Below are 25,341 nucleotides of genomic sequence, written 5' to 3' on the forward strand. Positions count from 1 at the left end.
TATTATCCATTTGATAAAATAAAATCCTAATATTACCAATAATTAAATAAATATTTCTGCATATTCAAGATATTTACATAAATTACAAAAGTGATACATTTAAGTTGTAAGCTATAAAAATTATTAAAGGGGGATTTATTATGTTCAGGAAATTAGTAGTAGGAGCAGTAGCAACAGGTATTGCATTAACAGGGGGAATTGGTGCAGCTTCAGCTGATACGCAAAAAGCTGTGAGCTCTCCGAAGCAAGCAACATGCTCAATTCCTTATGAGTATTCTAATGGTAAATTCAAAAGAACTCTTTATTACTCAAATGGAGTATATGCTAATAGCTTTAATGAAAATGTTTGTGGCGGGACGATTACGTGGTACTTAAAACATGTTCAAAATGGAGTTGCTTTTTACGAAGGTAATTTAAAATAGTAGATTTTTTGAACCTCATTTATTGAGGTTCTTTTATTTTTAGTTTTTAAACTGATTCTCTATAAAAAAGACACCCTAAGGTGCCTTTTTGCGATTTGATCCATTGTAATATGGTATTGAATGCCAGTCCGATTATTATTTTACCATGTTAAGTAGTTTCGGTTATTGAGAAAAAATACAACTCATTGTTTGAATGCAAAAAAGCCCTAGGGGGACTAGGACTTTTTGCTAGAATGAATAAGATTTAAAAAAGGACTTATATAACGTAACATATGAATGTTTCGTAAATGTATCAAAAAAGTGAACAAAAGCGTTAATTTTAATAAAAAAAGCTCCGCGATAAAAGCTGCGGAGCTTCATAAGGTCGAGTTATGTCGTACTCACAAGGGATTTTAACATGAATGTTGTGGTAAAAATACTGGTAAATTTATCCCATAAAACTCCCGCTGATTAGAGTTTCACTTCATTCGAAGGAATTTATGTTTTATAAATTAGATTATAATAGTTGATATTCTCCATATTGACCAGAAAAGAACTAAAAATTCTAGTGAAATTCCAAGTGTTCGTTTCCTAGTTTTTTGAAATTCTTTTATTAAATAGCCAACAGCACTAATTGCTATAAGAATGAAAAGAATAAGTTCGAGTGTAACTGGCATTTTATCTACCCCTAATACATTAATTTGTTATATATATAGATTATAAGATATTTTTACGGCTAGTGGTGAAAAATTTTATAAAACTATCTCTAATGGAGTTTTGTTTGAACTTCTAAAAGTATTTGTGAAAACCATTGTACGTAAAATTTCTGCGTATGTTTTTAGGAAACAAATTTTAGAAAAAGATAACAAAAACCCCACTCCTCGTCGCCGGCGGAAGCAAAAGGGTGGGTTTCGTAAAAAATAAATGAGTCCTAATGGATATAATGTACAAAAGAAAAGAGGCTTTCTTATGAAAGGATAGACTTTCATGTGTCATCACTATTAATAATGATGTGTTATTTTTATATAGAAACGAATAAGGAACAGAACAAGTTATAGTTTAAAGGGATAAAATGGTGGGATTGTATTGAGAAATTTTTTTGAAACAACAATATTCAGAAAATTAAAAGTTTTGCTGGGAGATTTTTGTTATTATGTTAGTAATCTATAGACAAAGGAGAAGGGATTATATGAGTGTACATGTAATAAAAAAGGAAGAAATCAATTTACTTTTACATGAGTGGTATAGAGAAATTCGTTCACAGAATTTCTCTAAGGCAAAGGAATTAAAACAAAGTATTGATACAAAAGTTAATAGTATGGAAGAAGATCGAAAGAATACAGAGTTTTATTCACTTGTAGATTTTAGATTTAAAATGTTAAGTGCAGAGTTTTATCCCCATCAATCTGACATATCTAAGAATGATCTAAGAAAAATGAAGTTAGATGAAGCTCCATCAGATGAATCTTTATTATATTATTACCATTTCTTTAAGGCTTCTCATGCTACAGTAAACGGTGATTTTAAAGTGGCTGAAAAGCATTATGGAATAGCAGAATCTTTGTTGGGAAATATCCAGGATCCAATTGAAAAAGCAGAATTTAACTTTAAGCTATCAAGCTATTATTATCACGTTTGCCAGCCTATTTTAGTAATTCAATATGCAACTAGAGCAAGGAATACATTTGAAGGGCTGTACGGGTATAGCAGGAAGGTGGCAGCATGTGACAATGTTCTGGGTTTAGCATGTGTAAAGCTAAATGAATTTGAACAAGCAGAAGTTTATTTCATGTCGTCTCTGGATATTTTGAAAAAGCAGAATGAAGAGGAGCTAATGTTACGAGTTCGACATAGTTTAGGGGTTATGTATGCAGAGCAAAACCTATCTGATTTAGCACTTCGTTACTTATCAGAAGTATCACAAAAAATTCCGAATCACTTTAGAGCGATTTTTTTGGAAGCTAGAGAGAATTTAAAGTTAGGAAAGACAAAGCTTGCAGCGTCCTTAATTGAAAAAGGATTAATAATTTGTAATGAACTGGAACAAAAAGAATATGAACATCATTTTACAATTCTAAAAGAAATGAATGAGAATGTTTCTGCTGAAGAATTAGAGTTAGCCATTTCTAAAGGAATTTCTTTCTTTAATGAAGTAGGTTTATGGCAATATGTCCAGGAATATGCTGAAAAATTAGCGGTTAAATATCATGAAGAAGGAAATTCAATAAAATCTAGTGAATACTTCTATTTAGGATATAAAGAAAAAGAAAAAGGTTTTCAGAAAGGGGCTTTAAAATGAAAAGGATCATCAGCAGTTCAATTGGATTAATAATTACGGTCATACTATTAAATGGAGTAAATGTTTCAACGGACCAATCAGAGGTCAATACAACAAGTGTTATACAATATACGCATGGAGAGCCGTGGGGTTGAAGAAATATTGAAGTATAAAGAGTTGTTATATCAAAGGATTATTACCGAAGAAGAGTTCTAAGTGAAGAAAAAGTAATTATTAGGTATATAGATGAAACGCTCAAATGAGCGTTTTTTTATTTGTATATTCGCAAGTAAAATAACATAATATTACTATGAATCCTTATAACAATATGAATTTTTGCATATTTTAAAATTCAATATATCCATCAAAAACTTTTAATTGTATAATATATTTTGTCATATTTTTAGATTTTTCGACATAAACCAACAAAAATAGAGAATGTATTGGGAGAAGACATTATGTATACAAAACTATTAAAATCAATTACATCATTATCACTTATTGGTGGTGCGTTGTTATATACAAATGGTAGCGATGTAAAAGCTGCTGAAGTGGGTGTTTTTTCTGATGTGCCGACATCACATTGGTCATATCCTGCGATTAAAGATTTAGCGAGTAAAAATATTATTTCCGGTTATGGAAATGGGATATTTGGTTTTGGAGATGTTGCGACAAGGGAGCAAGTTGCGGCTTTAATTTATCGAGTGTTAGTACCGAATAAACAAGGCGGTTCGTTTAGTAATGATGGAACTCGTTACGTATTAAAGGATGGGTCTACGTTTAAAAATCCTTACGGTGATATTAATCAAAGTTCTACAATGTTTCCAGAAGAGGTATTAACTTTAACGAATTTAGGAGTTTTTAAAGGTGATGAAAATGGCCAATTTAGACCGAAAGCTTCTGTGAGTCGTGCGGAAATGGCACAAATTCTTACAAATGCTTTCCATCTTGCGGCAAAACAAAAACATACCTTTAAGGATGTTCCAAATCCATTTTGGGCAGAAAACGCAATTAGTGCAGTGCAGTCAAATGGAATCGCAGATGGCACAGGGAACGGGAATTTTGAACCGTATGGCACAGTAACACGTGAACAGTATGCGCAGTTTTTATATAAAACTTTGAAGTATAAAAATGCTGATGTGAAAGACACAGGAGATGCGGCATTATTAACAGCTTTTAAAGAGGAAGTACAAAAGCGTATTAATACATACGAGACAAATATTACACTTCCATATAAAACGAAAAACAATAATACAAACGAAGTGATGAATACACTTTTTAACGCATATAAAGAAGTTGCAAGTAAAAATGAGTATACAAATAATAATAGATCGAATGTTTCATATGGACTTTCTGGATCACCTGGAAATTATACATTTACACTTAAGATTACATATCGTGAAACGAAAGAACAGACGGAATATGTCATGAAACAAGCGAAAGCAATCGTTTCTTCTATTACTCAAGTTGGAATGGATGATCACGAAAAAGTGAAGGCGATTCATGATTACGTAGTAAAACATGTTTCTTATGATACGTCTTATAAAGCTTACACAGCATATGAAGCACTAGTAAATCGTTCTGCGGTTTGCCAAGGTTACGCACTATTAACTTATCAATTATTAAAAGAAGCAGGAATTGAAAATCATTTCGTGACAGGAACTGGGGACGGACAACCTCATGCTTGGAATTTAGTGAAAATCGAAAACAAATGGTATCACCTTGATACAACATTCGATGATCCGGTTCCAGATGAACAGGGCCGCGTAACGTATTCGTATTTCAATTTATCAGATGAACAAATCGCAAGAAATCATGAGTGGAACCGCGGAGACTATCCGCAAGCTACAACAAATTATTATAGTACACTGACAAACAAAATTGCGGCAGGTAGTACGAAAACGCCTGCATATCAGCAAATATTAAAAGATACAAAGTTAAACTATTTAGGAAATGAATATATCGTAAACAACTATACCGAATTAAAAAATAAAATGCAGCAGCGTTATAGTGCAAAACCAGAGAAAATTGAAGTGCTGTACAAGCAATCAATGAATGGTGCACTGCAAGATGTTAAAAAGGCAATTGGCGAAATCGATTATCCGCAAGGGGCAAATCGAGTTTCTTATAAAGCGGAGCCTTACAATGCGAAAGAAGGGTATTCTTTAGTGACGATTACGTTTACGTATTAAGAATGAGAAAAAAGCATCTGTTTCAGATGCTTTTTTTTTATTATATTGATTCGACAAAATATGACAGGTGAAAACGAATTGGTCTGTTATGATAATTTTTGAAATTTTACATTTTGGAGGATTAATCATGAATAAAAAGAAGATTTTCGCTGCGTTAATAGGAATTGTAGCCTTATTTATAATTATTAATGTAGTTGTTACGAAAGAGAAAACGACATCAACCAGTGAAAAAATGTACTCTGAGAAAGAATATAATAAATTAGTAGATGAACATTTTGAAGAGGCGCAAAAGTTGAAAAGTGATATGAGTGTGTTAGAAACTGAAAAAAAATCTCTTGATGAGCAAGTGAAGAAGTTAAAAGATGAGTTAGCGAAAAAAGAGCAACAAGTAGCGCAGCAGCCGGTTCAACAAGAACAACCAAAGCAAGAACCACAACAACCAGCACCAGCGCAACAGCCGGAAAAGAAAGAAGAGCCAAAACCGGAACAACCTACTGGAGCATTCGAAAACCCTATGAAAAGCATAAACAAAACAGATGCAATGAATAAAGTAAAAGAAAAGGCGAAGCAAGACTTCCAAGATGACTATATGACACAAAATTTTGTTGCGGAGGAACAATCAAAAGCATTTGATTTCTTAAACGGTATTGAAATTAAATCACAAGAAGAATTAAATGTAATGAAGAATGCATTGAAAGATTTTTCTAACGACTTTATGACCGCGAAGTTTGTTTATGAAGAGCAAATGAAGGCGAAGAATAAGCAAGGATAAAACAAAAACGCTATCTTTTAAAAAGGTAGCGTTTTTGTTTTGGATTATAAAGTTATTCCTACATTTGACATATACAGTCTGACTGTATAAAATGAAACTATTCAGTTGAACTATATAGTTTAGCTATATACTTATCGTTACATTGGAGGTCTTTATGAATAGAGATAAAAATTTACCATTAACGGAAACAACGTATTACGTTCTTTTAGCTTTGTTAGAGCCAGCCCATGGTTATTTAATTATGCAAAAGGTAGAGGAACTGAGTAATCATCAAGTGAAAATCGCAGCGGGTACACTGTATGGCGCGGTTGAAAATTTATTAAAACAAGGATTAATAGAATCAGTAAAAAGTGAAGATAAACGAAGAAAAGTGTATGTCATTACGGAACGAGGGAAAGAAGTATTACACTTAGACTTTATGAGAATGCAGCACATTATTGCGGTTACAAAAAGTTTATTACACGTATAGTTAGGGGGAAACGATGATGTGGAGATTGAAATTCTTTTTAGATTTTGAGAAAGAGGAAAAATGGTTAGAAGAGATGGCTTGGAAAGGTTATCAACTAGAAAGCAATACATTTGGTTATACATTTAGATATACAGAACCGGAAGATGCGACAATTAAAATAGACCATAGAGTATTTAGTAGAAAAAGTGACTTTATTAATTACTGCACATTATTTGAAGATAGTGGCTGGGAGCATATAGCTGGTAATCGGTGGTCAGGTACGCAATATTTTAAAAAGGTAGATGAAGAAAGTGAAGATGACATTTTTTCAGATCCAATGTCACGAGCAGGGAAGTATAAGCGTCTATCTAAAACATTTTTAGAATTAGCGATCTGTTATTTGCCGATATTATTTTTATTTATGTATAGTAATACAATGAATTTAGGAGCCTTTGTAAATCCGAAAGAACTATACTTGACGCCAGGATTATGGGATAAGCAAGGTGTATCATTTCTATGGTCATTCTTATTTGAAACGCCATTTGCATTAATGAGAGGACTTTTTTTGACATTTATCCCCGTTGTGACATGTATGTATTTCGTTTGCTCGTATAAAGCAAATCGATTGTATGAAGAGAGAAGATGATAGGATGGGGTCTCTTAAAGCTGATGCTTTGAGGGGCTTTTTTGAATTTAAAAATGCAACATCTGGGTTATATTGTAAAATATTTACTTTATGAACATTTGAATGTGATATAATTTTAATAATAATATTACTTAGGAGGATGATCATCATTCATACACTTTTAGGTATTATTGGGGTAATTGTTTTACTAGCTTTTGTTATCCATCCCCGGCGTCCCAGACAAGCGTGTCCCTCTAAAAAATAAACTCGCAGTAATCCTTCCATTGATTGTTATAGCCGGTTTCATTTCCTTTTATATATGATTAAAATAAGAACTTATCAAGTAGAAGTATATATATTTTTCTACCAATGTGTAGTTCCACTAGGAGTTTGCTTATAATGAGATTTCATAAATACACAGTAATGCTTATGTTTCTAGCCATCGGCTCAAGCAATGACTTTTAGGTGTCATCACTGCTATTGTCCTCTTGTTAATCGCTGCATGGACCATACAGACGACCAACATAAATAAATTATTGTATTTCTCAATAAACAAAAATAACTTAACATAGTAAAATAATAGTTGGATAGGAGTCTAATACATATTATTAAAATTAAAGTGGTTCAAGTCGGAGGAAGGCACCTTAGGGTGTCTTTTCTTTATTTTGCTAATGAATAGCTTGTCCTCTTCTATATAACTCTTTAAAATATAAAATGTGCCATCTTTGCCCTTCCCTTATGAAGGGAGGGACAGGAATGAAAAAACGTAAAAAAAAGGCGACCAAAAAGACAGAATCCCAGTCTTTCGTAAGTAATCTAGCATCGTGGACGACAGTACTGAGAAATATTCATTACTTCTTCACGCAAAGCCAGTTTGTAAAACATATAATTCAATTCATCAAAGAACAAATTGGAATGTAAAAAAGTGCTGCTATGATTAGCAACACTCAACTCAAAAACTAAAGTAGATCGAACACTGAGCTGAAAGTACTGACCATACTTTCTTCGCACAAGACCAAAGTGATTTAGAAGCGGCAAAGATGTCAGTGTTCTATCTTCTACTAAGATTATATTTTATTTTGTCCATAATAGACCTATATATACGTTAATAAAAAAAGAAATACCCCAGCGACCAACCGGGGTATTTCATGACCGATAGGAATGAAAAAACTTGGCGACCAAACCTAGCTTTTGTGTTATTCCCATAAAATTTAAAAACTAAGCAACATCTTGTTGCACTTTTATTTTATCATTATCTTTCTCTTATTGGAATACATTAGATTATTTTTTAGATAAGAGTCCAATACATATTATTAAAATTAAAGAGGTTCAAGTCGGAGGAATGAACTTTAGGGTGTCTTTTTTTTCTAAAAGAGAGTTTTGCTTTCAAGAAGATACATTTTCAATGGATTACTGCCATGAGTATATAGATAAAGTCCATCAAGACATGTATGTTCATGAATATGTAAAATTACATAAAATTTCAGAGAAAAAGAGAGTATACTTTCATATTGTGTAATAAAGATAAAGCCCGCCTACGGAAATAGGTGGGCTTTTTTTACTTATAAAGAAAAGACAACCTGTAAGGTGTCTTCCTTCGATTTGAAACATTTTACTAGGTTAAGTTTTTGTGATAATAAACTCTTTTAATTGGAATGAACCGGAGTAGTACATCACTTTATTCTTAAGCATCATTCTCAACAAAAGTGAAGATTTTCATTATTTTTTTAACTACAAAGGGTAATAATTTAGAAGCTAAAAATGCAAGTACGAAAGCAATTCCCCATGTTTTCATCCATGATTTGAGAAATAAAGCTGTATATCCAACATTCATTGAAACCATGACGAAAGAGATAATACTAGATATACCTAAAATCATAAAGATATTAAAAATTATTGGTTCGAATTTTTTATTGATTTTCAAAATTAACACCTATTTTCTATATATGCTTTGCCGCCCAATTTCACCAACATCTAATCTTACAGTTTGAAATCTAGGTTGTCCAGTTTGTTTTACTTTTCTGCAATAGCAATATTATATGGAATAGAGTTTCACCATATTGCTATTAAACTAAAATTTTAAGATTGCACCTAAACGAAATTTATAGTATCGAAGTTCATTATGGAGGGGGATGTAATACTACATCTTACACTTAAACTGCACATTGCGTATTTTTTATGAAGAAAAGACACTCATATAAAAGTGTCTTTTCCGATAGTTTTTTAGCAGAAGCAAGCAGCTCCAACGATGATTAATAAAATGAACAATACAACTAATAAAGCAAATCCTCCAGCGAAGCCACAGCCACCACAACTACCACCAAAGCCCATAACAGTTCCTCCTTTTAATAGGAAGGGAAAACCAAGGGGTCACTCATGTGTTTTAACGGATTCCATTTACTGTATGCTTTTACGAATGAATGGAGCAGGTCCTTTTCAAAATAGATTTATCCCGCTATTTGTCGGGGAGTAAGACCTCGATTGATGAGGGCAGAATATATTCTTAGAAGGAATTCAAAGGCAAAATAGGAGAGTCTATATCATTCTTTAAAAGCGAATAAATGAAAAATAAAATATCCAAAAATATAGATAGAAATCCGCTTTTATACCTTTCAATAAAAGAATACTAGCATTATATATTATAAGGAATACTTGTCCTTAATTGTAAATGAAAGGGGGGGATTGGTATGAGTTATGGCTATGGTCACCCTCCAAAAAAATGCTGTGAACATCATAATGAAACTTTATCAACGGGTATATTACGTAGACATTCCGCTACGTTATTTCTTACTGTGGATGCTATGAATGTTGATCCTGACGATACTCGTAGAGTAACTGTTGAAATGTTTGATTGGTCATCTGGTTCTCCGGTATTGTTACCATTAATAGACCCTTCAACGCAAACATTGCCACCTAATCGATATGTTACTTTTCGTTCAGCAGCTCTTCCTCCAGCACTTTTTGCTTATGAAGTAAGAATCATTCGTCCGAAAGATAGAGATGTTGTTACGAATGTTTTTGGTCTTAGTGCAATCGTATTTAACCCACAAGAAGGAAATAATGTTTTACAACATGATTTAGCAAAATTAGACCTTAAATAGCTTTTATAAAAGTCTATTTATTGGGCATGAGTAAAAAAAGAGTAGGATGTAATCCTACTCTTTTTTTACGTTAACTAGAATTTTAAAAGAAATCCTTCATCATTTTAGCATCTTTAATATTCACTATCACACCTTCTACCTTATCTTTCTTCTCATTTTTAGCGATTGTAATTTGTTCCTTATTATCAACCCATACAAGAAATTCTTCTTTTGAGTCATCTTTATATGTAACGGTAATAGTAGAATGTGCAGATTCTCTCTTTTTTTGATCTAAAGTGATTGTTTTAGGTGTTCCATTTTGAACTGCTGAAACGATAGATTTTATCATTTCTTCGTTATCTGTTTGAGATTTGGAAGTAGTATGATTTGTTGTTTTTAGTATTTCAATGTCTGAAATATTTGCGGAGTTTAATTGAAAGGTATGTTGTGTGTGTTCTTGCTTAACTTGTGAAGCTTTATCTGTAGCCGAGGTGCTTGTACAACCTATTAAAGTGAAAGATAGAGCGGTTAGAGCGCATATAGATATGATTTTTTTCATAGTATCCCTCCTTGAATTTAATTATAACAATTTTCTGTTAATTTAGGTAGTTATTGTAAGGGGAAGGTGTTTTAAAGTGGTAAATGATGTTGTTCATTTTCTATTAAAATTAAAATTCACATAATTTTTTTCATATTTTATGTTTAACATTTCGAAAATAGGTGTACTACATATAATATAACAAATAATTCATTTTAAAGGAGGAAGTTAAAGATGGAAACGAAGTATAGTAAACCTTTTGTATATGAATTTATTACGGAGAAAGAGGTCATGAATGCGGCGAATGATCTAGTGAAGAAAGGAATAGAACAAAAAGATATTTACGTGTTAACACATGAGAAAGAGAGGACAGATAGAATCGCAGATAATGCAGACGTGAACACGATTGGAATAAAAGAGGAAGGACTTGGGACAAGCATTATTAACGTCTTTCAAAAAACAGGAGATCAGTTAAGAAATAAAATGCAAGAGTTAGGGCTTAATGAGGAAGAAGCGAACTTTTATGAAGAAAAGCTGGATGAAGGAAAAATCTTGTTATTCGTTAAGGATTTAGAAAGAGTCGGTGAATGGTTACAAGAAAGAAGATGCATGTATTCTATTTAATTTTGTACCCTTTACATCTATAAATCTATTACGAAAAGGAGATGGGAAATATGAGTGAGAGCGGGCTGAAAGAACAAATTACTGGTAAAGTTGAAAAGAAAAAAGGGCAATTAAAAGAAGGAATTGGTGAAGTTACAGAAGATAGAGAGTTGAAAAATGAAGGGAAGTGGGAGAAGACGAAGGGAACTATAAAAGAAAAAGTCGGAAAAGTGAAACAAAAGATAAGTGATGGATTGGATAATAAAGAATGATACATGTTTATCAAGCTTTGGTTACATACCAAAGCTTGATAAATCAAATATAAAAACAATATAGGAGGTTTAATTGTGGGACTTATTATTACGTGTATTGTAGGTGGACTTATTGGTGCGTTAGCTGGAATGATTACGGGAAAAGACTTTCCTTTAGGTATAGTTGGTAATGTAATTGCTGGTTTAATTGGATCTTGGGTAGGTAGTGCGTTATTTGGTCATTGGGGTCCTGAATGGGGAGGCATTTTCGTTCTTCCAGCGTTATTAGGTGCAATCGTCTTTATTTTAATCGTTACATTCTTCTCTAGAATGCTGCGGAAAGCGTAAGTATGATAATAAATAGTAATCTTAAGTTTATTATATATAGCTATAAAGTTAATGAACTGATAAATATACATAAAAAAGCATCCGATTAAAATAATTGGATGTTTTTTTATGTAATCTGCATAGGAAAGAGTGGAGGATGAAGAACCCCCACTCATTAAAATTACACTTTCTATTATGTATTAAACCATCGTTACTTTTTCACAATTATTTATTTTTACGACTTGCCTCGGTTCTATATGAGATAAGTCCTCGCTATTACCTATATCAACTACAATTGTATTTGTTAGTATGTTAATAATGGAACCAACTAACGTTGTAGCATGATCGTGTCGATAAGAAAATTGAACAAAATCTCCCTTTTTAAAGTTGTGCTCTTCCATAGATAGATCCCCCTAAAAATAATGTTTATACATTATACATACACAAATTTATAAGGTTTAAACATTCGGTAGTATTTTTTAAGTGTTAAGCCGAGAAAGGTGTAGAAAATTTATTTATAATGAAAATAAAAAAATATGTTTAAAACTAATTTTTATGGGTAATTAAATAGTAAAAGTTTGAGATAAGGGGGCGGAAATGATGAATTTGGAAATAAATATTTTGCAAAATGATGTAGGTTATACGGTACAACTTAATGGTGAGATTGATGCGTATACGGCATCAGATTTAAAAAATAAGGTAATGCCTATTACAAGCGAAAAAGAGGTTCATATTGTAGTAGATTTTCATAACGTAGATTATATGGATAGTACTGGTTTAGGTGTTTTTATAGCGCTATTAAAAGCAGTTAAGAAAAATGATGGAAAACTAGAGTTTATCGGTGTATCTAAAAGATTAAAAAGATTATTCGATATTACAGGGTTAACAGAAATATTAAATTTGAATTCCGATTTTGAAAAAGTAGAAAGAAGGTGACTAGGGATGATGGAGAGATTTGAAAAGATAGAAATGAAAATTCCTGCAAAGGCAGAATATGTGGCTATTATTCGTTTAACAATGGCTGGTGTTGCGAATCGAATGGGCTTTGCTTATGACGATATAGAAGATATGAAAATTGCTATTAGTGAAGCATGTACAAACATTGTACAACATGCATACAAAGAAGACGTTGGAGAAATTACAATTGTCTTTGGCTTATATGAAGATCGATTAGAAATTATGGTTGCGGATAATGGGGTTAGCTTTGATTTTAATAGCTTAAAAAGGAAAGTTGGTCCGTATGATATTAGTAAACCAGTAGAACATTTGCCGGAAAATGGTTTAGGTTTATATTTAATCAATACGTTAATGGATGATATACAAATTATGCATGATGAGGGAATGACAGTTTTAATGACAAAATATATACAAAGAGAGCAGGTGGAGAATGATGGAAATCCAATCTCAACCTACAACTCTTACTAAAGAAGACGTTATTAAGCTAATTGCAGAATTCCAACAAAACCAATGTAATGAAGCGCAGGAAAGGTTAGTTGATCATTATAAAAATCTCGTATATTCCATTGCATATCGCTATTCAAAAGGCGGGCCGATGCATGAGGATATTATACAAGTAGGGATGTTAGGGCTCTTAGGTGCAATAAGAAGGTATGATTATTCGATAGGGAATGCTTTTGAGCCTTTTGCAATACCTACGATAGTAGGGGAAATAAAGAAGTATTTACGCGATAAAACTTGGGGCATTCACGTTCCAAGACGAATTAAAGATTTGGGCGGGAAAATTAAACTTGCGATAGAGGAGTTAACAGATCACCTGCAACGTTCACCGAAGATAATAGAAATTGCAAATCATTTAGGACTATCGGAAGAGGAAGTTCTAGAGATTATGGATGCGAAAAATAATTATCGAGTATCTTCCTTAGATGATGTAGTTGAAAATTCATCTGATGGAAGTTCGGTAGCGAGAATTGAATCTGTAGGTGAAGTAGAGCAAGGATATGAAGAGACAGAAAGGCGTCTCGTTTTAAAGGATATTTTTAACGTATTAAATGATACGGAAAAGAGTGTTATTCATTATATATTTGGAGAAAATTTAAATCAAAAAGATACAGGGGAACGGTTAGGTATTTCACAAATGCACGTTTCTCGTATTAAAAGACAAGCGATAAGTAAATTGAAGCAAGCCGCATTTTTAGATACATAAAAATTTAAAATAATTATGTTTAAAACATGAGAAAAGGGGTACTTATTAAGTATAGGAGGAGATATGAAAATGTCACACGATGTGAAAGAACTAATCGAAGGATTGAATGAAGATTTAGCAGGAGAATACTCAGCAATTATTATGTATAACCATAATGCAGCTACAGTTTCTGGTATATATAGACAAGTGTTAAAACCTTTCTTTGAATCTGAAATTAGTGATGAACAAGGACATGCCCTATATTTAGCGGAGAAAATTAAGACGCTAGGTGGTACACCTACTACGATCCCTTTACCAGTGAAACAAGTAGAAGATGTTAGAGAAATGTTAGAATCCGCTAGACAATCAGAATATGAAACAATTAAGCGTTATGAAACGAGAAAAGAACAGGCAGCGAAATTAAATATGACAGAGTTAGTTGTAAAACTAGAAGATATGATTGCAGATGAAACAAATCATATGGAAGAATTAGATCGTCTTTTAAATGATAAAGCAATGGTTTTAAATTAAAAGTAGAAATTTATAGAGTGAAAGAACAAATTCCTATTTCTAGGGGTTTGTTCTTTTGTTGTATAAATATGTTTGAGTAAGAAATTTTCATTTTGTAACTGAGTATGTAATACTAGAAAAATAGAAAATGATAATAGATTTACATTTTAAATAAGAAAAGGGGAAATAACTTGTGTCCATTTTAATTGTTGATGATAATCCGGTTAACATATTTGTAATTGAGAAGATTTTAAAACAAGCCGGATATCATGATCTTGTATCGCTCAATTCTGCACAAGAGCTCTTCGAATACATACAGTTTGGAAAAGATTCTTCCAGGCATAATGAAATTGATTTAATACTATTAGATATTATGATGCCTGAAATTGATGGACTTGAAGTTTGTAGGCGATTACAAAAAGAGGAGAAGTTTAAAGATATCCCTATTATTTTTGTTACAGCTTTAGAGGATGCAAATAAATTGGCCGAAGCTCTTGATATGGGGGCAATGGATTATATTACGAAACCTATAAATAAAGTTGAATTATTAGCACGTATGCGTGTAGCGTTACGCTTGAAATCAGAATTAAATTGGCATAAAGAACAAGAAGAAAATCTTCGGAATGAACTAGATTTAGCTACGCAAGTACAAAGAAACTTATTAAGTAGCCCATTAAGAGAAGATCATATAAAAATTGAAGCAAGTTACTTACCTTCATTTAAACTAGCTGGAGATATGTATTATTGGTATAAAATCGATGAAAATCGCTACGGTATTATATTATTAGATGTGATGGGACATGGTGTATCTGCTTCATTAGTTTGTATGTTTATTTCGTCTGTATTACGTGAAACAATTAAATGTTTAATTGATCCAGAACTCGTTATTAAAGAATTAAATAAATATATGACCCTTTTACATAATGAAAATGATAATATTCCTTATTATTTTACGGCGATATACTTAGTTGTTAATACAGAAGATAGAACAGTTGAATATGTCAATGCAGGGCATCCTTCTGGATATGTTTTAGTTGATGAAACAAATGTAGTTGAACTAGATCGCGGGAGTTGTGCCGTAGGATTTTTTGATGAAATAAAAGTTAAAAAGACAGTTATACCTTTTGAGAAGAACGCTCAAATATTATTGTTTACAGATGGTGTTCTTGAAGCAATTGCAAATGATGAATTTGAGTCTGAAGAGAAATTACGTACTTTTACAGAAAGAAAATGGGGAGATTTAGAAGGCGAGATAGAAGGGTTTTACAAGGAAGAACAAAAGAAAGCGCAATCAGATGATATGTGTCTAATTATGATACAAACGAATGCGAAATAAAAAGCGTATGAAATCCAAACAGAGGATTTCATACGCTTTTTATTGTATTTTTTGATAAATTTGTTCGCTAGGATTAAATTGGGTATAATGCGGCATTATATTTGAAAAACGAAGAGTTTCTTTATTTCCTAAACATAGAAAACCATTGTGACCTAGGCTTTCATAAAATAGTTGCTGCACTTGATTTTGAAGTTTACTTGTAAAGTAAATTAAAACGTTACGACAAAGTATAATATGAAACTCGTTAAAAGATTGATCGGTTACTAAATTATGCTGTGCAAAAATAATGTTTTGTAAAAGTGATGGATTAAAATAAGCAAAACGATTATCTGTTGAATAATAGTTAGAAAATGCTTGTGTACCGCCAGCTTGTAAATAATTTTTCGTATAAGTTTGCATTTTATTTAACGGGAGGATAGCTTGTTTTGCTTTTTCTAACACATTTGTATTCATATCTGTTGCGTAAATAACCGACTTTTCACTTAATCCTTCTTCGTGAAGTAAGATGGACATTGATAATACTTCTTCACCAGTTGCGCATCCAGCATGCCAAATTCTAATTTCAGGTTGCTTTTTTAATTCAGGAATAACATGCTCTCTAAGCGCTTTAAAAAAGGCAGGGTTACGGAACATCTCAGTTACATTAATCGAGAAATCATTTAATAACTGTTCTAAAACCCCTTCCTCGTGAATTACTTTTTCAATTAATTTTGAAATGGTAGGGATATTAGAGAGCTGCATTCTATTACAAATTCTTCTATAAATAGATGTGCGAGCATATTGGCGAAAATCAAATCCTGATAGTTTAAATACCGCTTCCAATAGTAATTCAATTTCTAAGTTCGTGCGCTCATCCGTATCTACTGATGGATCAAAATTATAATACTTATTTTCCACTCCAACTAAACCTCACTTATTTTATTAACCATACACTCATTACCGAATAGAGTTGATATAGATTTAATGGTTTACTTATATAATCTGAAGCGCCAGCAGATAAACATTTTTCCTTATCATTTGGCATTGCTTTAGCAGTTAATGCGATAATAGGTATTTCATTTAACCCTAAGTTCATTCGGATATTTTCCATCGTTTCATAACCGTCCATATTAGGCATCATAATATCCATTAAAATAAGGTCAATATTTGTATTACTTTTTAGTATTTCTAAACACTCTAAGCCGTTTTGGGCAGTAATAATGTTGGCATTTTGTTTTTTTAATGCGTTTTGTAACGCAAATATATTTCGATGATCATCATCGACAATTAAAATGGTTTTCTCTTGGAAGACGTTATTTGTTTCGGGAGTAACGATAGTTTCTTCAACAACTTCAGCAGGAATAACATCTTCTATCGTTGCTGCGACTTCTAAATTGGATAACTGTATATCTGGTAATCCATTTGGAAGGTTAGGAATATATACCGTGAAAGTACTACCTTCTCCTACATTACTCTCTAACGTAATCCAACCACCTAACAATCTAGCAAACTCTTTACAAATAGATAAACCTAATCCTGTACCACCATACTTCCGAATCGTTGCGCCATCTGCCTGTTGAAAGGCTTCGAAAATAAGTTGATGCTGTTCTTTAGCGATACCAATACCAGTATCTTTTACTGAAATTGTAATCCAATCTTTACTTATAGACTGCATATCATGACTTAAATTGGTTGTTTCTATTGAATCGAAATGTAAAGAAACGGATCCTTTTTCCGTGAATTTAAATGCATTGGATAATAAGTTTTTAATAATTTGCTCAATCCGTTTTGCATCTGTATAAAACAGATCAGGAATCGTATCACTGTCTTCAATAGTAAATTCGACATTTTTTTGTGCAGCTATATGTAAAAAGTTTTGATGCATATTGGCTGCCATGTCACTTATGTTCGTTGCTTCAAAAATGATGTCTAGTTTGCCTGCTTCTACTTTAGATAAATCTAGTATGTCATTAATTAAAGTAAGTAAGTCTTTCCCTGATGAATGAATGACAGTTGCTAGTTCAATTTCATCATCCGATAAATGATTATCATGATTTTCTCTTAACATTTCAGATAATAGTAAAATACTATTTAACGGTGTGCGTAATTCATGTGACATATTTGCTAGGAACTCAGATTTGTATTTTGAGCTGCGTAACAACTCGCTTGCTTTTTCTTCTAATTCTGATTTGGTAATTTGTAAGTCAGCTGTCTTTTGTTCAGCTTCTTCAGTTCTAGACTCTAATTGTTCATTTGTTGTTCGTAATTCTTCAGCTTGCATTTGTAGTTCTTCAGCTTGCGTTTGTAATTCTTCTGATTGAACTTGTAACTCTTCTGTCATTGCTTGTGATTCATGTAAAAGAGTTTGAATTCGCATACGTCCTATAATGCTATGGATTGTTAAACCTAGATTATCAATAGTTTGTTGAATTAAATCTTGATGTAAGTCTGAAATCTCAGTTACACTTACTAACTCCATTACTGCAATCACCTCATCCTCAAATAAGATAGGGATGACTAGTAGATTTTTAGGACGTATTTCTAATACTCCGCTAGTGACATAACGAAACTCTTCGGGTATATCCCTGAGAATAAAACTTTTCTTTTCTAAGGCAGACTGTCCAATGAAACCTTCACCCATTTTAATGGATTGTTTTCCAATATCAGCACCTTGATCGGCGAAAGAAGCTTTTTTCACATAGTAGACAGTTTCTTCATATTCTTCACGTACATAAAATGCACCGCAAGAAGTGTGCGTTTTTTGTATAATTCCACTAAGAATTTTTTTACCTAACATCTCAATAGAAGATACACCTTGATACATTAAAATTAATTCTGCAAGCTCAGTTTGTAACCACTCTCTTTTCGATATTTCGTCTAGTAAGTGGTTCGTTGTATGAGCAAGATCTTTTATTTCATCACGTGTGTTTACATGAATTCTTTCCGTGATTTTTTCTTTAGAAGAAATGGATTTAATAGCTTGAATTACATTTTTAATCGTTTTTGTAATGGAATTAGAAATATAAAGGGAAACAATAATGGAAATGCAAGAAAGTAAGAACAATAAACTGTATAACCAAATCTCTAATTTATTATTTTCAGTATCTAATTGTGCTGCTCTTTTTTTCGTTAATTGCTCCTCAGTGCTACGGAAGTTAGTTACCTGTGACTGTAAGGACTGAATTTGAGTCGTGTCGATTGTTTGTACATTATTACTATTATGATTTGCAATTAACGGGTGAATCTCTTTATTTATCCAACTAATAATATTTTCGTTAATCTGTTTTAATTTTTCTTGCTGAGATGGGTTATCCTCTAATAATGAGAAAAGATCTTGATAATGCTTTTCGTAATCCTTTTCCGCAGAATTAAGAGATTGTACGTAATTTGGATTATTAGAAATGATAAACCCTTTCGCTTTATTTTCAATTGTTAGTAAATCTTTCTCCACTTGATTTGTTAAATTGAGAACTTTAAAATCGTGATCAATAATAAAATTACGAGATTTTTGTAAATTAGAAATCTCATTGTTCAACATAATGAAAGAAACAAGTAAGAACAAAATGATAACTAAATAACCAGCCATAATTTTGTAGCGAATACTAAATTTTGCTTTCGAGTTCATTAAAAATTCCTACCTTCAAGGTTATTAAAACTTTTCTATTTTAAAGAATGAAAAACGTAATATATATTATATCAGTTTTCATAAGGCTAAACTAGAAATCCCCCTATTGTATTAGGGGGGGGCTTTTTTAATAGAGGAAATCATTTTGAAATATAAAACTATATATGAAAAGTAACAATCGAGGGAATAGGGGATAACAAAACTTTTAAGAAGGGAAGAGTGTTCTTAAAGCTCTTTTTGCATCTATTCCTTCAAAAATAAATAATACAAGATCTCTCTTTTTTACAGTAAGGAAAAAGGATACTAGAGTGCTTAAGTTTTTAATAGAAGTAAGTGTTCCGTGTTTACTTATAAATACATTCGTTTGAAATGTTGTCATTAAAGCATAAAAATGATGAATCTGCGTTATTGTAGGTATTTCATTATAAGAAATAGTAGTAGAGTGAATGGCGTTCATCGTAATATTCCTTTCCATATAGTAAGCATAACAATATAAACATACCCGTTTTAAAAAATGTTAAACATATAAATAAGAAAAAATATAATTATAGTTTTTTACGTTTAGAAAAGGTTAGGAAGGGTATACATATACTACAAAGAGATTGACTGAAGATGAATTGTAAGATGTCTATGTTTAGTAGATTAGTCTATCAAAATATACTTTTACTTTAAATAAAAAGGAGCCTGGTATACATGAATGAAATGATGATTAATATTACATTTGATTTAATTTACTTGTTAAGTAGTTCACTTGTAGTGCTTTTACTATTCGCTTTTTTCATAAATGGTTATGTTAATAAGAAAATTAGTGTATACAGAAATGAAGAAAAATAAAAATACATTATATAAAAATTTAGGAGGTTAATAGTTATGAATGTAGATAGAAAAATAGTAGGTGTTTTTAGAACAATTGATGATGCGGCACTCGTTATTAATGAATTAAATGAAAAAGGATACTCAGCAGATAACATTTCAGCTATTGCGAAAGATCAAAAGGAAATTGAACATCTAGAAGAAAAATCGGGTGAAAAAGTGAATAGCGAAACTGCACATAAAGCAGATATCTTTTCAGCGACAGGGCTTGTAGCTGGAGGGGTAGCAGGCGGGCTTGGTGGATTATTAACAGGTCTTGGTGTACTTGCCGTTTCTGGAATGGGGCCAATTGTAGCAGCAGGACCAATCGCAGCAGCTATTGGAGGAGCCGGTATTGGCGGAGGAGCTGGAAGTTTAATAGGAGCATTTATCGGCTTAGGAATCCCTGAAGACCATGCTAAAAAGTATGAAGAATATATTTACGATGGCAATATATTAATTTTAGTAGATGCAAAATTAGACGATAAGTTAGAAATCTATAAAATATTTGATAAGCATAATGCCTATAACTCTGATTTCTTTAAATAAAATATAAACAAAGTGAATATCGTTTTTTGATCTTACAACTTTGGCGCGGCCGAGGAGTCGTATGACTATAAGAGAGGAAGGGCTTATAGTAAAAGATCAAGTTCTATCATGTTATTTAAAAGGGAAGAGGTGCCTTTTCGTGATTGTAAAAATATTAAAGGATAGCAGTAATAGTTTCCTTTGTACAGTTCAAAACAAAAATGGAGACCAGTATGTGAAAAAATGGTTTAGTAAACATGAAAATAACAAAGAATTAGGGCGACCAACTTTTAAAGAAGTAGAAAAGGATTGGAAAGAAAATAGAGAATCGTTTATGTATCCCAATATTAAAGCACTTTATTAAAATTAAACATAATGCGCGCTTTATTATTACAAAACTGCCACATTCCTGTAAGGTAATTCAATGGATTAGATACTTTTTCCATGTCATAATAAAGACATAAGAAAGCTTATCAAAACTACAACTTATTAGGAGAGTGTCAGTCATGATTGTAACAACAACGTCTGGAATTCAAGGTAAAGAAATTATTGAGTATATCGATATTGTAAATGGTGAAGCTATTATGGGTGCAAATATTGTCCGCGATTTATTCGCTTCAGTTCGTGATGTTGTCGGTGGTCGTGCTGGTTCTTATGAAAGCAAGCTAAAAGAAGCTCGTGATATCGCAATGGATGAAATGAAAGAACTCGCAAAACAAAAAGGTGCGAACGCTATCGTTGGTATTGACGTAGATTACGAAGTTGTTCGTGATGGAATGTTAATGGTTGCTGTAAGTGGTACAGCTGTACGTATATAAGTAAATAAAAAACAGGCTCACCCCTTGAAGTTTATGCTTTGAGGGGGTTTTTTGTTTTTAAGTTGTAGAAGTAAACTCCAGTTACAAGGGTAAAATGAAAAAGAGACAGTGATGCTACATATATGTAATGTGAGTGCAAACTTTATAATAAAGTTGTTATTTGAGATAATGGAAGAATTAGTGGTATAAATAATTTTATAGATAATAATCAAAATAGAGAAGACAGAATGTTCATGGATGGAATAGTTAAGGGGATTTTCCAATCTGTAATAAAAAACGGAGGTACCGAGAGCGTTTTACAGATGTCTACTACATAAAATTTATAATGGATTGGAGGCAATTTTTATGTTTTGGTTAGGAGGCTTTTTAGGATACATTGTAGGTTCTATTACTACATGTGCGCTACTTTACTTTGGTTATAGAGCCGAGAAGAACAAAAAAGCGGATATGCGAAAGAAAGAGGAGAGAAACATCAATAAAAAAGGTGTATAGGATGTGGAAGAAAAATTGATAACATTGATGCAAAAATAAAGGACAGTTACATATTTTATATGATTACTATGTACTGTCCCGCTTATTCCTTTTGGATTAACAAAAATTGTTTCCTGTCTTGCTATAAATTTCATAAGCAAAAAATCCAAATAAATAGCCTATTCCGGATCCTAAACTAATTGAAATCAGTGAGAAATCTGGGGAAAACATGCCGAAAATCAAACCGATTATACAGCCAAAAAGCATTCCTATAGGTATGAAACTGTCTAATAACAGTTGAGTCTCTTTTGATTTTTTCTTACCCAATTTGCCGTGCTTATATTTATGTTCCAATCTTTTTATTACAAATACTACAATTCCCCCGACTAGTATAATAGGCCAAATTGCCGAAATGAACCACATGTTAGAAGCTCCTTTTACCTTTCAATATAATTGTACCAAAAAATTATAATTATAGACTGCTAAACGTACTATCTAGTCTATTTAAAAGGTAAATGCAAAAGACTTCTTCTTTTGCATTTAATAACTCGTCAAAAACACTTTCCGATACGATAAACTTAACTAAATCTATACAATTCAATCAAATTTACACAAGTTAGTGCTTCAAAGTGTTCTCGCAGCCCCAAAGGGACGAGGGGTATAACACTCCACACGAGGCAGTATCGTTACCTCCTATTATCAAGCATTTATTTTACCCATCTTGATAAATTTATCGCAGCATTTACATCCCTATCGTGATAGCTATTGCATGAAGCACAACGCCACTCACGAATCTTTAAACTCCACTGTCCTTCTGGTTGAACTGAATGGTCGTATTTAACTCCACAACATGAACAAATCTTGCTTGAGGCGAACCATTTATCAGCTTTTACATACGCAATGCCATACTTCTCGCACTTATATGATAAACATTGAAAGAAGAAGTGTAATTTTTGAAATAAAAATGCTTTCGATAGTTTTTTGTTTTTTAACAGGTTTGAGATAGATAAGTCTTCCACAACAATTCTCATTGGTTTGGTTTTCACCAATTTAGCTGTTGCTTGATGGATATGGTTATTTCGGATATTCGTAATTTTTCTAGATAACCGCAGGTGCTCAGCTTTCGCTTTTTCATATTCAGCAGATTGAATTTTCACACCTTTTTTAAATCTCCTAGACATATCTCTTTGTGCTGACTTTTTCCTTTTCAAAAGTTTTTTAACCTTGGCATCTTTGTTTATATTTCGTTCTTTCATACCATTAGAAGCTACAAAAAGCTCTTTTAAACCAACATCCACACCAATCGACTCATTCGTTAGTTCTTGTAATTCAAAGTCTTCTTGGAACCCTACACTAATCCACCAGTGACGACCATCAAAGGTAACTCTTGGATTGGATGGTTTTTTATTTCTTGGTAGTTGTTGGCTTGTTTTCACTTCTCCAATAGACTGAATGTGAACTACTTTCTTTCCTATAATCAGTCTTTCATAATTAGCATAAAATCCTTGGATTACATCTTTTTTGGATTTATAAGAAGTGTGAGAACCATTTTTGTACTTTTTGAACGAATTTTTTCTCGCCGCATCAAAATCTCTTGAAGCCTGTTTGGGAACTTGTGCATTAATGTCTTTTAACCACTCATATTTCTTTCGCTTCTTGATCTTTGTAAATCGTTTCTGTAAAGCTAACTGTGAAACAGATTTTCCAAATAGCTTATAATATCTATCACTTATTCTTTTACAATAGTTATAAGCAAATCTTGCAGCACCAGCATGGTTTCTAAGCACTTTTTCTTGTTCAGGCGTTGGAATTAGTCTGACTTTCTTCGCCAATATCATCAGAATGTAACTCCTTTAATGAAAGATTTGTTCTTCTGAATCGTAGCGTGTTCCACCAGCATTCTCCTGAGACCACTCGGATGCAAACCTGTTAATTCTGATACTTGACTAACTCGTGAAAATTTCATTATTATTCTCACCTCATCGAACCAAACATAGCACGTACGTTCGATAAAATCAATGAAGTTTGATAGATTCAATAAAATTTATCTTGTTCAACTAAGGGCGCAATTCCTTAGCCAGTTCTCTTATGAACTTCTCATGTTTTCACATGAGCGCAGACTATATGTTTATCTACTTAGAGATAGAGGATTTTTCCACCACCATAGGCTTGTGATGTACTCTCGTCAGTTATACGAGATAGTCGTTGAACGTTCATCTTATCACTTTTGACTTAGATGATTCGAGGCGGAAGACCCATTGTTCTAGTGTTTAGGATTTAACCTTGCACAATCTGATTGATTTTTTCTGCTTTCGCGACATTCACGCTCACTATTTCTAGCCACGTTGTAGTTCAATCAGCTTTAGGGATTGCCCGCAGTTAACCCTCACTACTAGCCAATCACTTGACTAGCAGGGCTTACTGATATATTTAATTAACTTTCGTTATAATTGGTTAAATAAATCGTAACAGTTAGTTACCCTTTCGTTTTCTCAGCGGACTGTACAACATCAACTGCCGCTTTCACATCCGCTAATCCATACGTAGAATGTACTTTCATAAAACGTAATTGCTTATTTTCTACTAAGTGAATTAAATGACGAAACGTCTCTTGCCATTTATATGGTGACACTTCTTTATTCCAATGTCGTAAATGAAATATGTTCGCGTGCACTTTTGCTTTCGTGACAATCTCTGCCCAGTTAACTTGTACACCTGATAGAAGACCGATCGTTAAAAAGTGCCCGTTTGGACGTACTGAGAAAGCTAATTCATTTCCATCCGGTCCCCCGATAGAATCAATTGCAGCATCCGCGCCGAGCCCGTTCGTTAATTCCATAACGGTTTCATAAAGCGGGGTAGTGGAAGTATCGATTACATATGCAGCACCTAGGCGCAGTAACTCCTCTGTATGCTTATTATTTCTTGTCACGGCAATGAGTCGGAAGTTTAAAATTTGTGATAACTGCGCAAAAAGATGACCAATTGCGGATCCACAAGCATTCACTAATAAAACATCATTACGTTGTAAGTTTAGCGTTTCTGTACATGTAACCCACGCCGTAAGAGGATTAATATACATTTGTGCCGCTGTGAAATCATCGATGGAATCAGGAATAGGAACTACAAAGTCAGCTGATGTTTTCACATATTCTTGCCAAGTACCTTCCCCGCGTAACGGTAACACACGTTTACCGATAAGCTCTCTAGAAACAAAAGCTCCTACATCTTCTACAATACCAACACCTTCATAACCAGGTATGTTAGGTAAAGGGATTCTATGTGCGTATGCTCCAGTGATGGGAATTAAGTCAGATGGATTAATAGGTCTAACTAGCATACGAACGAAAACTTCATTATCTTTCAGTGGTTCTATATTTTTATATTCAACTTGTAATACGTCTTTTGGATTGCCAAACTTATGAAATTGAATGCATGTTCCGTCCAACATAAATGTTCCCCCTTAGTTTGATTGGGTTTATTATAGCATTTTTGGTTTGGGCGATTATTTTGTTAATGATAAATAGGTTTTTTAATTTACGTATTTATCGGAATTTTATAAAA

33 protein-coding genes are annotated in these 25,341 nt (G+C 32.7%); 22 read left to right on the forward strand and 11 right to left on the reverse strand.

What is annotated here, in order from left to right; genetic code table 11:
* The first annotated feature begins 140 nt into the window (after nucleotides 1-140).
* From ATL10_RS10025 to ATL10_RS31220, 8 genes are all read left to right on the forward strand, one after another.
* A complete protein-coding gene (locus ATL10_RS10025; protein ID WP_000488870.1) occupies nucleotides 141-422 on the forward strand; it encodes an LCI fold-containing protein in 282 nt (93 codons plus the stop codon).
* 1,168 nt (nucleotides 423-1,590) lie between these two features.
* Nucleotides 1,591-2,700: a response regulator aspartate phosphatase gene (locus tag ATL10_RS10035; protein WP_016082632.1), complete on the forward strand. Its 1,110-nt coding sequence runs from the start codon at nucleotides 1,591-1,593 to the stop codon at nucleotides 2,698-2,700.
* Nucleotides 2,697-2,834 (forward strand): Phr family secreted Rap phosphatase inhibitor, encoded by a 138-nt coding sequence (locus tag ATL10_RS10040; RefSeq protein WP_000821342.1) that lies wholly within the window; start codon nucleotides 2,697-2,699, stop codon nucleotides 2,832-2,834. The genes ATL10_RS10035 and ATL10_RS10040 overlap by 4 nt, the downstream gene beginning before the upstream one ends.
* A 303-nt stretch (nucleotides 2,835-3,137) precedes the next feature.
* A complete protein-coding gene (locus tag ATL10_RS10045) occupies nucleotides 3,138-4,871 on the forward strand; it encodes an S-layer homology domain-containing protein (protein ID WP_016513686.1) in 1,734 nt (577 codons plus the stop codon).
* A 127-nt stretch (nucleotides 4,872-4,998) separates the two neighbouring features.
* Nucleotides 4,999-5,643 carry a hypothetical protein gene (locus tag ATL10_RS10050; protein WP_142669948.1) on the forward strand — a complete coding sequence of 215 codons (645 nt, stop codon included), beginning with the start codon at nucleotides 4,999-5,001 and terminating at the stop codon, nucleotides 5,641-5,643.
* Nucleotides 5,644-5,797: 154 nt separating this feature from the next.
* Nucleotides 5,798-6,112, forward strand: coding sequence for a PadR family transcriptional regulator (locus tag ATL10_RS10055; RefSeq protein ID WP_001078063.1), 315 nt, complete (start codon nucleotides 5,798-5,800; stop codon nucleotides 6,110-6,112).
* A 13-nt stretch (nucleotides 6,113-6,125) separates the two neighbouring features.
* A complete protein-coding gene (locus ATL10_RS10060; protein ID WP_002083001.1) occupies nucleotides 6,126-6,737 on the forward strand; it encodes a DUF2812 domain-containing protein in 612 nt (203 codons plus the stop codon).
* A 735-nt stretch (nucleotides 6,738-7,472) separates the two neighbouring features.
* Nucleotides 7,473-7,637 carry a hypothetical protein gene (locus ATL10_RS31220; RefSeq protein ID WP_000746319.1) on the forward strand — a complete coding sequence of 55 codons (165 nt, stop codon included), beginning with the start codon at nucleotides 7,473-7,475 and terminating at the stop codon, nucleotides 7,635-7,637.
* Between the two features lie 763 nt (nucleotides 7,638-8,400).
* Here ATL10_RS31220 and ATL10_RS10065 read toward each other — a convergent pair.
* Both ATL10_RS10065 and ATL10_RS10070 read right to left on the reverse strand, forming a co-directional pair.
* A complete protein-coding gene (locus ATL10_RS10065; RefSeq protein ID WP_000700210.1) occupies nucleotides 8,401-8,640 on the reverse strand; it encodes a DUF2798 domain-containing protein in 240 nt (79 codons plus the stop codon).
* A 299-nt stretch (nucleotides 8,641-8,939) separates the two neighbouring features.
* Entirely contained in the window at nucleotides 8,940-9,047 is a 108-nt protein-coding gene (locus ATL10_RS10070; protein WP_000505670.1) for a YjcZ family sporulation protein, read from the reverse strand.
* A 356-nt stretch (nucleotides 9,048-9,403) separates the two neighbouring features.
* Here ATL10_RS10070 and ATL10_RS10075 point away from each other — a divergent pair, with 356 nt between their 5' ends.
* Nucleotides 9,404-9,817, forward strand: coding sequence for a hypothetical protein (locus ATL10_RS10075; RefSeq protein ID WP_000120208.1), 414 nt, complete (start codon nucleotides 9,404-9,406; stop codon nucleotides 9,815-9,817).
* Between the two features lie 82 nt (nucleotides 9,818-9,899).
* Here the strand turns inward: ATL10_RS10075 and ATL10_RS10080 are convergent, their stop codons facing one another.
* Nucleotides 9,900-10,355, reverse strand: a complete 456-nt coding sequence (locus tag ATL10_RS10080) for a hypothetical protein (protein WP_053565104.1) — start codon at nucleotides 10,353-10,355, stop codon at nucleotides 9,900-9,902.
* Nucleotides 10,356-10,568: 213 nt separating this feature from the next.
* Between ATL10_RS10080 and ATL10_RS10085 the strand changes: the two genes are divergently transcribed.
* The 3 genes from ATL10_RS10085 to ATL10_RS10095 all read left to right on the forward strand — a co-directional run bounded on the left by ATL10_RS10085 (nucleotide 10,569) and on the right by ATL10_RS10095 (nucleotide 11,536).
* Nucleotides 10,569-10,958 (forward strand): YflT domain-containing protein, encoded by a 390-nt coding sequence (locus ATL10_RS10085; RefSeq protein WP_053565103.1) that lies wholly within the window; start codon nucleotides 10,569-10,571, stop codon nucleotides 10,956-10,958.
* Between the two features lie 50 nt (nucleotides 10,959-11,008).
* Nucleotides 11,009-11,209: a CsbD family protein gene (locus ATL10_RS10090; RefSeq protein WP_053565102.1), complete on the forward strand. Its 201-nt coding sequence runs from the start codon at nucleotides 11,009-11,011 to the stop codon at nucleotides 11,207-11,209.
* A 75-nt stretch (nucleotides 11,210-11,284) separates the two neighbouring features.
* Nucleotides 11,285-11,536 carry a GlsB/YeaQ/YmgE family stress response membrane protein gene (locus ATL10_RS10095; RefSeq protein WP_000522903.1) on the forward strand — a complete coding sequence of 84 codons (252 nt, stop codon included), beginning with the start codon at nucleotides 11,285-11,287 and terminating at the stop codon, nucleotides 11,534-11,536.
* A 179-nt stretch (nucleotides 11,537-11,715) separates the two neighbouring features.
* On the opposite strand, the gene ATL10_RS10100 is transcribed toward ATL10_RS10095, so the two are convergent.
* Entirely contained in the window at nucleotides 11,716-11,916 is a 201-nt protein-coding gene (locus ATL10_RS10100) for a hypothetical protein (protein ID WP_000391014.1), read from the reverse strand.
* Between the two features lie 196 nt (nucleotides 11,917-12,112).
* On the opposite strand from ATL10_RS10100, the gene rsbV reads away from it, so the two are divergent.
* The 5 genes from rsbV (at nucleotide 12,113) to ATL10_RS10125 (ending at nucleotide 15,504) form a co-directional block, all read left to right on the forward strand.
* Nucleotides 12,113-12,451, forward strand: a complete 339-nt coding sequence (gene rsbV, locus ATL10_RS10105; protein ID WP_002106052.1) for an anti sigma b factor antagonist RsbV — start codon at nucleotides 12,113-12,115, stop codon at nucleotides 12,449-12,451.
* Nucleotides 12,452-12,457: 6 nt separating this feature from the next.
* Nucleotides 12,458-12,940, forward strand: coding sequence for an anti-sigma B factor RsbW (gene rsbW / locus ATL10_RS10110; RefSeq protein WP_000970583.1), 483 nt, complete (start codon nucleotides 12,458-12,460; stop codon nucleotides 12,938-12,940).
* Nucleotides 12,903-13,679, forward strand: a complete 777-nt coding sequence (sigB, locus tag ATL10_RS10115; protein ID WP_015055091.1) for an RNA polymerase sigma factor SigB — start codon at nucleotides 12,903-12,905, stop codon at nucleotides 13,677-13,679. Before rsbW ends, sigB begins: the two co-directional genes overlap by 38 nt.
* 69 nt (nucleotides 13,680-13,748) lie before the next feature.
* Entirely contained in the window at nucleotides 13,749-14,189 is a 441-nt protein-coding gene (locus ATL10_RS10120; RefSeq protein WP_000017755.1) for a ferritin-like domain-containing protein, read from the forward strand.
* A 172-nt stretch (nucleotides 14,190-14,361) separates the two neighbouring features.
* Nucleotides 14,362-15,504: a fused response regulator/phosphatase gene (locus ATL10_RS10125; protein ID WP_029442048.1), complete on the forward strand. Its 1,143-nt coding sequence runs from the start codon at nucleotides 14,362-14,364 to the stop codon at nucleotides 15,502-15,504.
* Nucleotides 15,505-15,543: 39 nt separating this feature from the next.
* Here ATL10_RS10125 and ATL10_RS10130 read toward each other — a convergent pair whose 3' ends face one another.
* From ATL10_RS10130 to ATL10_RS10140, 3 genes are all read right to left on the reverse strand, one after another.
* Nucleotides 15,544-16,401, reverse strand: a complete 858-nt coding sequence (locus ATL10_RS10130) for a CheR family methyltransferase (RefSeq protein WP_000429042.1) — start codon at nucleotides 16,399-16,401, stop codon at nucleotides 15,544-15,546.
* Between the two features lie 16 nt (nucleotides 16,402-16,417).
* A complete protein-coding gene (locus ATL10_RS10135; protein WP_110496857.1) occupies nucleotides 16,418-19,108 on the reverse strand; it encodes an ATP-binding protein in 2,691 nt (896 codons plus the stop codon).
* Nucleotides 19,109-19,313: 205 nt separating this feature from the next.
* Nucleotides 19,314-19,565 (reverse strand): hypothetical protein, encoded by a 252-nt coding sequence (locus tag ATL10_RS10140; protein ID WP_030023661.1) that lies wholly within the window; start codon nucleotides 19,563-19,565, stop codon nucleotides 19,314-19,316.
* Between the two features lie 236 nt (nucleotides 19,566-19,801).
* Here ATL10_RS10140 and ATL10_RS31225 point away from each other — a divergent pair, with 236 nt between their 5' ends.
* The 5 genes from ATL10_RS31225 to ATL10_RS31230 all read left to right on the forward strand — a co-directional run bounded on the left by ATL10_RS31225 (nucleotide 19,802) and on the right by ATL10_RS31230 (nucleotide 21,798).
* Nucleotides 19,802-19,942, forward strand: a complete 141-nt coding sequence (locus ATL10_RS31225; protein ID WP_001004570.1) for a hypothetical protein — start codon at nucleotides 19,802-19,804, stop codon at nucleotides 19,940-19,942.
* 36 nt (nucleotides 19,943-19,978) lie between these two features.
* Nucleotides 19,979-20,509, forward strand: a complete 531-nt coding sequence (locus ATL10_RS10150; RefSeq protein WP_097925229.1) for a general stress protein — start codon at nucleotides 19,979-19,981, stop codon at nucleotides 20,507-20,509.
* Between the two features lie 139 nt (nucleotides 20,510-20,648).
* A complete protein-coding gene (locus ATL10_RS10155) occupies nucleotides 20,649-20,852 on the forward strand; it encodes a DUF4028 family protein (protein WP_000635853.1) in 204 nt (67 codons plus the stop codon).
* A gap of 142 nt (nucleotides 20,853-20,994) precedes the next feature.
* Nucleotides 20,995-21,306, forward strand: a complete 312-nt coding sequence (locus ATL10_RS10160; protein WP_000637510.1) for a YbjQ family protein — start codon at nucleotides 20,995-20,997, stop codon at nucleotides 21,304-21,306.
* 345 nt (nucleotides 21,307-21,651) lie between these two features.
* Nucleotides 21,652-21,798, forward strand: a complete 147-nt coding sequence (locus ATL10_RS31230) for a hypothetical protein (protein WP_000498642.1) — start codon at nucleotides 21,652-21,654, stop codon at nucleotides 21,796-21,798.
* A gap of 96 nt (nucleotides 21,799-21,894) precedes the next feature.
* Here the strand turns inward: ATL10_RS31230 and ATL10_RS10165 are convergent, their stop codons facing one another.
* The 4 genes from ATL10_RS10165 to ATL10_RS10175 form a co-directional block, all read right to left on the reverse strand.
* Nucleotides 21,895-22,200: a hypothetical protein gene (locus ATL10_RS10165; protein WP_110496859.1), complete on the reverse strand. Its 306-nt coding sequence runs from the start codon at nucleotides 22,198-22,200 to the stop codon at nucleotides 21,895-21,897.
* Between the two features lie 284 nt (nucleotides 22,201-22,484).
* Complete coding sequence (locus ATL10_RS10170) at nucleotides 22,485-23,615, reverse strand: RNA-guided endonuclease InsQ/TnpB family protein (RefSeq protein ID WP_098508247.1); 1,131 nt, start codon at nucleotides 23,613-23,615, stop codon at nucleotides 22,485-22,487.
* Nucleotides 23,615-23,743, reverse strand: coding sequence for a hypothetical protein (locus ATL10_RS31835; protein ID WP_000672782.1), 129 nt, complete (start codon nucleotides 23,741-23,743; stop codon nucleotides 23,615-23,617). The genes ATL10_RS10170 and ATL10_RS31835 overlap by 1 nt, the downstream gene beginning before the upstream one ends.
* Before the next feature lie 510 nt (nucleotides 23,744-24,253).
* Nucleotides 24,254-25,228 carry a zinc-dependent alcohol dehydrogenase family protein gene (locus ATL10_RS10175; protein WP_090975716.1) on the reverse strand — a complete coding sequence of 325 codons (975 nt, stop codon included), beginning with the start codon at nucleotides 25,226-25,228 and terminating at the stop codon, nucleotides 24,254-24,256.
* Between the last annotated feature and the right edge of the window lie 113 nt (nucleotides 25,229-25,341).

The organism is Bacillus sp. 196mf (assembly GCF_003217275.1).
Taxonomy (GTDB): Bacteria; Bacillota; Bacilli; order Bacillales; family Bacillaceae_G; genus Bacillus_A; species Bacillus_A thuringiensis_S.

Bases quoted from the DNA above. Each gene is read 5' to 3' on its own strand.
- ATL10_RS10160 (WP_000637510.1), top strand. From the start codon at position 20,995: ATGATTGTAACAACAACGTCTGGAATTCAAGGTAAAGAAATTATTGAG.
- ATL10_RS10175 (WP_090975716.1), bottom strand. From the start codon at position 25,228: ATGTTGGACGGAACATGCATTCAATTTCATAAGTTTGGCAATCCAAAA.
- ATL10_RS10060 (WP_002083001.1), top strand. From the start codon at position 6,126: ATGATGTGGAGATTGAAATTCTTTTTAGATTTTGAGAAAGAGGAAAAA.
- ATL10_RS10140 (WP_030023661.1), bottom strand. From the start codon at position 19,565: ATGAACGCCATTCACTCTACTACTATTTCTTATAATGAAATACCTACA.
- ATL10_RS10070 (WP_000505670.1), bottom strand. From the start codon at position 9,047: ATGGGCTTTGGTGGTAGTTGTGGTGGCTGTGGCTTCGCTGGAGGATTT.
- ATL10_RS31220 (WP_000746319.1), top strand. From the start codon at position 7,473: ATGAAAAAACGTAAAAAAAAGGCGACCAAAAAGACAGAATCCCAGTCT.
- ATL10_RS10050 (WP_142669948.1), top strand. From the start codon at position 4,999: ATGAATAAAAAGAAGATTTTCGCTGCGTTAATAGGAATTGTAGCCTTA.
- ATL10_RS10100 (WP_000391014.1), bottom strand. From the start codon at position 11,916: ATGGAAGAGCACAACTTTAAAAAGGGAGATTTTGTTCAATTTTCTTAT.
- ATL10_RS31230 (WP_000498642.1), top strand. From the start codon at position 21,652: ATGTTTTGGTTAGGAGGCTTTTTAGGATACATTGTAGGTTCTATTACT.
- ATL10_RS10075 (WP_000120208.1), top strand. From the start codon at position 9,404: ATGAGTTATGGCTATGGTCACCCTCCAAAAAAATGCTGTGAACATCAT.
- rsbV (WP_002106052.1), top strand. From the start codon at position 12,113: ATGATGAATTTGGAAATAAATATTTTGCAAAATGATGTAGGTTATACG.
- ATL10_RS10135 (WP_110496857.1), bottom strand. From the start codon at position 19,108: ATGAACTCGAAAGCAAAATTTAGTATTCGCTACAAAATTATGGCTGGT.
- ATL10_RS31835 (WP_000672782.1), bottom strand. From the start codon at position 23,743: ATGAAATTTTCACGAGTTAGTCAAGTATCAGAATTAACAGGTTTGCAT.
- sigB (WP_015055091.1), top strand. From the start codon at position 12,903: ATGATGGAAATCCAATCTCAACCTACAACTCTTACTAAAGAAGACGTT.
- ATL10_RS10170 (WP_098508247.1), bottom strand. From the start codon at position 23,615: ATGATATTGGCGAAGAAAGTCAGACTAATTCCAACGCCTGAACAAGAA.
- ATL10_RS10090 (WP_053565102.1), top strand. From the start codon at position 11,009: ATGAGTGAGAGCGGGCTGAAAGAACAAATTACTGGTAAAGTTGAAAAG.
- ATL10_RS10085 (WP_053565103.1), top strand. From the start codon at position 10,569: ATGGAAACGAAGTATAGTAAACCTTTTGTATATGAATTTATTACGGAG.
- rsbW (WP_000970583.1), top strand. From the start codon at position 12,458: ATGATGGAGAGATTTGAAAAGATAGAAATGAAAATTCCTGCAAAGGCA.
- ATL10_RS10045 (WP_016513686.1), top strand. From the start codon at position 3,138: ATGTATACAAAACTATTAAAATCAATTACATCATTATCACTTATTGGT.
- ATL10_RS10120 (WP_000017755.1), top strand. From the start codon at position 13,749: ATGTCACACGATGTGAAAGAACTAATCGAAGGATTGAATGAAGATTTA.
- ATL10_RS10040 (WP_000821342.1), top strand. From the start codon at position 2,697: ATGAAAAGGATCATCAGCAGTTCAATTGGATTAATAATTACGGTCATA.
- ATL10_RS10055 (WP_001078063.1), top strand. From the start codon at position 5,798: ATGAATAGAGATAAAAATTTACCATTAACGGAAACAACGTATTACGTT.
- ATL10_RS10080 (WP_053565104.1), bottom strand. From the start codon at position 10,355: ATGAAAAAAATCATATCTATATGCGCTCTAACCGCTCTATCTTTCACT.
- ATL10_RS31225 (WP_001004570.1), top strand. From the start codon at position 19,802: ATGAATGAAATGATGATTAATATTACATTTGATTTAATTTACTTGTTA.
- ATL10_RS10150 (WP_097925229.1), top strand. From the start codon at position 19,979: ATGAATGTAGATAGAAAAATAGTAGGTGTTTTTAGAACAATTGATGAT.
- ATL10_RS10025 (WP_000488870.1), top strand. From the start codon at position 141: ATGTTCAGGAAATTAGTAGTAGGAGCAGTAGCAACAGGTATTGCATTA.
- ATL10_RS10165 (WP_110496859.1), bottom strand. From the start codon at position 22,200: ATGTGGTTCATTTCGGCAATTTGGCCTATTATACTAGTCGGGGGAATT.
- ATL10_RS10035 (WP_016082632.1), top strand. From the start codon at position 1,591: ATGAGTGTACATGTAATAAAAAAGGAAGAAATCAATTTACTTTTACAT.